General features: G+C 48.1%; 2 pseudogenes. Both read right to left on the reverse strand.

The features are described 5' to 3' along the window. A pseudogene (locus GAC_RS04660) lies at window positions 1-361 on the reverse strand (P44/Msp2 family outer membrane protein); the annotation flags it as partial. Window positions 362-743: 382 nt separating this feature from the next. Next, a pseudogene (locus GAC_RS05850) lies at window positions 744-940 on the reverse strand (hypothetical protein); the annotation flags it as partial.

Raw genomic sequence — 940 nt, forward strand, 5'->3', positions numbered from 1 at the left:
TGTCCATAGTAGATAACTGCGCTGCTGCATCCTCAGTGAACACCGCACTAATCTTGGTGGTGGCAGTGCTATCGGTGGTACCACATTTGTTGCCACTGCTGCCAGTGCTACCAGTACCCTTGCACACATTCTGGCTCACCTTATCACCATTAGTAGCATTCTCTACTGCATTACCCCACTTCTTGGCTTCACCCTTAGTCATCTTACCTAAAGCAGTGGCAAGACGGTCTACCTGACCCCTTGCTGTATCATATGCTAACTCCTTTCCTAATAAGAATACTGAAGCTGTATCCTCATTAGACTTCTTACCTCCCTTAATCACAAACCTCTCATGTCCTATCCCTACTTCAACCCTGGCTCCTACCTCTCTTCCACTTCTGTAGCAGTGCCTGTTCCTATGCTAGGTGTTGTCAGTGCAACACCAAGGAAGCTGGTAGTGCGAGTAGTACACAGAGGTAGGGATCTGGGAAGGTGGTGTGGACCTTTAACTGTACTTTAGGAACAACATTAGGTGGTTATAGATGGTAGATATGCCACAGTGGGATGAACATAGGGACACCCAACTGTTTGCAGTATCAACATGAGCCTGAGAAGTCGTAGGGGTATGCTGTGTAGATGACTAGTTGATATGGGAATGAGTTGTGAGTGGTGCTGGTGCAGAGGGTAGGTATGTCGGTAATGCCAGGAACCCAACTGTGTAGAGTGCTGGTTGATGTGCACCACTATTCCCGCCACATGTGTTACTAGTGCAACCCGAAGGATGCCAGTACCTCTTTTGTTCTACCTAACGGACTCGCATCATCAACCGCACGATGGGCAGGGGCGTTGATAGTACCAAGAGCTTTGAATGAAGGAGGTGGAAATGCTGTGTAGTTGGTTGGGTAACTAGTTGATATGGAAAGCAGTGAGTCTTCACATGGAGTATCCTCCACGGTGTACC

The organism is Anaplasma marginale str. Florida (genome assembly GCF_000215485.1).
GTDB classification, from domain to species: Bacteria; Pseudomonadota; Alphaproteobacteria; order Rickettsiales; family Anaplasmataceae; genus Anaplasma; species Anaplasma marginale.